Origin of the sequence: Streptomyces sp. NPDC059398 (assembly GCF_042751845.1) — a bacterium.
Classification (GTDB): Bacteria; Actinomycetota; Actinomycetes; order Streptomycetales; family Streptomycetaceae; genus Streptomyces.
This window is the reverse complement of the sequence record NZ_JBHYWP010000181.1, coordinates 1-5,351: the sequence shown is the minus strand read 5'-3', so window position 1 is coordinate 5,351 and position 5,351 is coordinate 1. Positions and strand designations below refer to the sequence as shown.

4 protein-coding genes are annotated in these 5,351 nt (G+C 67.9%); 2 read left to right on the top strand and 2 right to left on the bottom strand.

Annotation, left to right across the window (positions count from 1 at the left end; all coding sequences use genetic code 11):
- Positions 1 to 22 precede the first annotated feature (22 nt).
- Positions 23 to 877, bottom strand: a complete 855-nt coding sequence (locus tag ACFXBC_RS34580; RefSeq protein WP_385033915.1) for a siderophore-interacting protein — start codon at positions 875 to 877, stop codon at positions 23 to 25.
- 75 nt (positions 878 to 952) lie between these two features.
- Positions 953 to 1,858, bottom strand: a complete 906-nt coding sequence (locus ACFXBC_RS34575; RefSeq protein WP_385033918.1) for a 5'-3' exonuclease H3TH domain-containing protein — start codon at positions 1,856 to 1,858, stop codon at positions 953 to 955.
- 222 nt (positions 1,859 to 2,080) lie between these two features.
- Here ACFXBC_RS34575 and ACFXBC_RS34570 point away from each other — a divergent pair, with 222 nt between their 5' ends.
- Together ACFXBC_RS34570 and ACFXBC_RS34565 are read left to right on the top strand one after the other, a co-directional pair.
- Positions 2,081 to 3,163: a glycine betaine/L-proline ABC transporter ATP-binding protein gene (locus ACFXBC_RS34570; protein WP_385033912.1), complete on the top strand. Its 1,083-nt coding sequence runs from the start codon at positions 2,081 to 2,083 to the stop codon at positions 3,161 to 3,163.
- Positions 3,156 to 5,351: glycine betaine ABC transporter substrate-binding protein (locus ACFXBC_RS34565; RefSeq protein WP_385033909.1), on the top strand; the 2,196-nt coding region annotated here is incomplete at its 3' end. The genes ACFXBC_RS34570 and ACFXBC_RS34565, both read left to right, overlap by 8 nt.

Here is a 5,351-nt window from a genome sequence, read left to right as displayed (position 1 = left end):
GCGCAAGCCGTACCGGAGGAGGTCAGCCCGCCTGCGGCTGTGCCTGCTCCTGTTCGGCCTCCACCTGGGCGTTCCACTCGCGCTTCACCGCGCGCCAGGACTCGTCGTCCTGTCCCAGCCGCCAGTAGCCCGAGATGGACAGCTGCTCGCGGGGGATGCCCCGGTCCAGCCGCAGATGGCGCCGCAGCTCCTTCACGCAGCCCGCCTCGCCGTGCACGAAGGCGCTGACCTCGCCCGCCGGGAAGTCGAGTGCCTGCACCGCCTCGGTCAGCGCCTCGCCCGCCGGGCGTGGGCCGGGCTGGAGCCACTGCACCGCGACGCCGTCCGGCGCCTCGATCTTCTGCTCCTCGTCCGGTCCCGAGACCTCGACGAAGGCGTGGACCACGGCGCCCGCGGGCATCGCCTCGACCGCGGCCGCGATCGCGGGCAGCGCGCTCTCGTCGCCCGCCAGCAGGTGCCAGCCGGCCGCCGGGTCCGGTGCGTACCCGCCGCCGGGGCCGAGGAAGCGCATGGTGTCGCCGGGGCGGGCGCCCGCCGCCCACGGGCCGGCCAGACCTTCGGTGCCGTGCACGACGAAGTCGACGGCCAGCTCACGCAGCGCCGGATCCCAGGACCGCACCGTGTACGTCCGGGTGACCGGCCACTGTTCGCGCGGAAACTCCTCGCGGATCCGGGCCATGTCGAACGGCTCCGGATAGCTCACGCCATCGGGTGCGAAGAGGACCTTGATGTAGTGGTCGGTGAACTCCGATGCGTCGAACGCGTCCAGCCCCTCACCGCCGAGGACAAGACGGACCATGTGCGGGGTGATCCGCTCGGTACGGATCACCTGTGCCTCGTGGGCCTGCGGTGCTTTACGGGCCGGTGCTTCCGCCACGGACGGCTCCCCTGAACGATATGGCTCGGTCGATATGGCTCGGTCAATATGGTTAGGCTCGCCTAAGTTAGCATCTCAGCCCTGAAGAGTGGAGAGCAGCCGCTGGAGCGATCCGCCCAGCCCCCAGAGGGCGCTCTGCTGCTCCAGGGTCGCCGGGTCGCGCGGCTCGGCGGGGAGGGCCGGGTCGAACGACGGCAGCGGCACATCCGACGCGACCCGCACCACCTTCGGCGCCACCGCCACATAGGCGCGCGCCTCGTCCAGCTTCCTGCGCTGCGACGGGGTGAGCCCGGATGCCGGGTCGTCGACCGCGGCCATGATCCCGGCCAGATCACCGAACGCGTCCAGCAGCTTCGCCGCGGTCTTCTCGCCGATCCCCGGGACCCCGGGCAGACCGTCGCTCGGGTCCCCCCGCAGCAGTGCCAGGTCCACATATCCCTGGCCGGTCACCCCGTACTTCTCGCGCAGCAGCGCCTCATCGGTGAGCTGGAGGTTCCCCACGCCCTTCAGCGGATACAGCACCCGCACGCCCCGCGCGTCGTCCACCAGCTGATAGAGGTCGCGGTCCCCGGTGACGATGTCGACCGGCCCGGTGGCCCGTCCGGTGAGCGTCCCGATCACGTCGTCCGCCTCGTACCCCTCGACGCCGACCCGGGCGATGCCCAGGGCGTCGAGCACCTGCTCGATCATCGGCACCTGCGGGGCCAGTGTGTCGGGGGTCTCCTCCTCGTCGGGCCCCTGCTCCGTCTCCACCGCCACCCGGTGCGCCTTGTACGAGGGGATCAGATCGACCCGCCACTGGGGGCGCCAGTCGGCGTCCATACAGGCGACCAGGGAGTCCGGGCGGTGGTCCTGCACCAGCCTGGCGATGAAGTCGAGCAGTCCGCGCACCGCGTTGACCGGGGTGCCGTCCGGAGCCCGTACCGTGTCGGGGACCCCGAAATAGGCCCGGTAGTAGAGGGAAGCGGTGTCGAGGAGCATCAGGCGTCGCGTCACACACCGATCATGCCGTACGCCACTGACAGCCGAACAAAGTGACCTGGGTCACTCTTCTGTTTGGGTTCTGTAAACGCGGGCAGGCGCCGCCACGGAGCGGAACCAGTAGCAGATTCAAGTATTGCGAGGGTGAAGCGGACCGATCCCGCGCCGCTCCACGACCCGTCGACACGGGGGTGACGGGTCGTTTTCGTTTCAACGCGTGAGGTGTATGTGTCCAGGCTGCAAGCCGACCGCTTGTACAAAGTGTTCGGCAGACGACCCGATGAAGCCGTGCAGAAACTCGAGAACGGCACCGGCCGCGATGAGCTGCGCGGTGAGGGGACGACTGCTGCGGTCATCGACGCATCCTTCACCGTCGAGCCGGGCAACATCTTCGTGGTCATGGGTCTCTCGGGATCCGGCAAGTCCACGCTGCTGCGCATGCTCAACGGGCTCCTCGACCCGACGTCGGGCCGGGTGCTCTTCGACGGGCAGGATCTGACCGCTCTCAGCGACACCGAGCTCCGCGAGGTCCGCTCGAAGAAGATCAGCATGGTCTTCCAGCACTTCGCGCTCTTCCCCCACCGCAGCGTCCTGGAGAACGCGGCCTACGGCCTGGAGGTCCAGGGCGTGCCCCGCGCGGAGCGCGAGAAGCGGGCGGCCGAGGCCCTGGAGCTGACGGGTCTCAAGGGCTGGGAGAAGTCCTGGCCCGACGAGCTGTCCGGCGGTATGCAGCAGCGGGTGGGCCTGGCCCGCGCGCTCGCCACCGACGCGGACCTGCTGCTGATGGACGAGTCCTTCAGCGCGCTCGACCCGCTGATCCGCCGCGACATGCAGGACCAACTGCTGGAACTGCAGAAGCGTCTGAAGAAGACCATCGTCTTCATCACCCACGACCTCAACGAGGCCATGCGCCTCGGCGACAGCATCGCGGTCATGCGCGACGGTGAGATAGTCCAGCTCGGCACCGCCGAGGACATCCTCATCACGCCGGCCAACGACTACGTCGCCTCCTTCACCAAGGACGTGGACCGTACCCGCGTCCTCACCGCTGCGGCGCTGATGACCGACGTCCACCGCCCCGACGCGGGCGACTGCGGCTGCGAGACCGTCACCCCCGACACCACCTTCGCCGACCTGTGCGGCGTGAGCGCGCGTGTCCCGCACCCCGTGGCCGTGAAGAACGCCCAGGGCAAGGTGGTCGGTGTCGTCCCGCAGTCCCGGCTCATAGGATTCCTCGGCGAGTACGCCGAGGCCCCGCTGGCCTGCGACGCTGCGCCCAAGAACAAGGCGGTCGCCAGTGCCTAGGTTCCATTTCGGCGACTGGGTCGAAGACATAGTCAAGTGGTTGCAGAACCACGTCGGCTGGCTCTTCGACGCGATCAACAGCGTTCTCACGCACATGTACAACGGTGTCGACGCCGTCCTCGGCGGCGGTGAGCCGCTGCTGATGGCGGGCATCTTCGCTGTCCTCGCCTTCTGGCTGCGCGGACTCGTACCGGCGGTACTGACCTTCGTCGGCTTCGCCCTGATCGACTCCCTCGCCCTCTGGGACGAGGGAATGGACACGCTGTCGCTGGTGATCGTCGCCGCCGCCATCACCATCGTGATCGCGGTGCCGCTGGGCATCTGGGCGGCGCGCAGCGCCAAGGTCGGCGCCGCGGTGCGCCCGGTGCTCGACGTCATGCAGACGATGCCCGCCTTCGTCTACCTGATCCCGGGCGTCATGTTCTTCGGCGTCGGGGTGACCCCCGGTGTGATCGCCACGATCGTCTTCGCGATGCCCCCGGGCGTCCGTATGACCGAGCTCGGCATCCGGCAGGTGGACAGCGAACTGGTCGAGGCCGCGGAGGCGTTCGGCACCTCGCCGCGCAACATCCTGCGCCGGGTGCAGCTGCCCCTGGCACTGCCGACGATCATGGCCGGTGTCAACCAGGTCATCATGCTCGCGCTCTCCATGGTCGTCATCGGCGGTATGGCCGGTGCGGGTGGCCTCGGTGAGAAGGTCTACGCGGCCATCACCCAGCTCCAGGTCGGTCTCGCCGCCGAGAGCGGTGTGGCCGTGGTCATCCTCGCCATCTATCTGGACCGGATGACCGGCGCCCTCAACCAGCGGGTCTCCCCGCTCGGCCGCCGCGCCGCCGCGAAGGCGGCAGCCCTGGCCCAGAAGTGGAGCTTCACGCACTACCGTCCGGGCACCACCGTCGCCGTGATCGGCGTCGTGATCCTCGGGCTCGTCGCGGGCGGTATGAACCTCGGCTCGGCCTCCGACAGCAGCGGCTCGTCGCAGGCGGGCTCGGACGTCGGCCACGGCAAGCAGATCAACATGGGGTACATCCCCTGGGACGAGGGCATCGCCTCCACGTACCTGTGGAAGGAGCTCCTGGAGGAGCGCGGCTACAAGCCGGACGTCAAGCAGCTCGACGCCGGCCCCCTCTACTCCGGTGTGGCCCGCGGTGACATCGACTTCCAGACCGACTCCTGGCTGCCGACGACCCACAAGGACTACTGGGACAAGTACAAGTCCCAGCTTGAGGACATGGGCACGTGGTACGGCCCGACGTCGCTCGAACTGACCGTGCCTTCGTATGTCAAGGGTGTGAAGTCCCTGGCGGATCTGAAGGGCAAGGGCAAGGAGTTCAACGGGAAGATCATCGGTATTGAGTCGAGTGCCGGTGAGATGGGTCTGCTGAACAAGAAGGTCCTGAAGGCTTACGGGCTGCAGGGTGAGTACAAGGTGGTGTCGTCGAGTACGTCGTCGATGCTGGCTCAGCTGAACCGCTCCATTCAGAAGAAGGAGCCGGTCGTGGTGGTGCTGTGGTCGCCGCACTGGGCGTACGGCAAGTACGACCTGACGAAGCTCAAGGACCCGAAGGGTGCCTGGGGCAAGAGCGACTCGATCCACACCGTCGCGCACAAGGGCTTCGACAAGAAGGACCCGACGGTCGCGAAGTGGCTCAAGGACTTCAAGCTCTCCGAGGACCAGCTGACCAGCCTGGAGAACTCCGTCCAGGGCGCCGGTGAGGGCCATGAGCAGGACGGTGTGCGCGCCTGGCTGAAGAAGAACCCGGGCATCGCCGCGAAGCTCGCGCCGGTCCCGAAGGGCGCCGGCGCCCCGCAGAAGGGCAAGGACGCGGGCAAGAGCGTCAACCTGGGCTTCTTCCCGTGGGACGAGGCCATCGCCTCGACGTACCTCTGGCAGAACATCCTGGAGGACCGCGGCTACAAGCCCAACGTCAAGCAGCTCGACCCGGGGCCGCTGTACACCGCGCTCGCCCAGGGCCAGGAGGATGTGCAGTTCGACTCCTGGCTGCCGACGACGCACAAGCAGTACTGGGACAGATACAAGAACCAGCTCACCGATGTGGGCTCCTGGTACGGCCCGACGTCGCTCGAACTCTCCGTGCCTTCGTATGTCAAGGGTGTGAAGTCCCTGGCGGATCTGAAGGGCAAGGGCAAGGAGTTCAACGGGAAGATCATCGGTATTGAGTCGAGT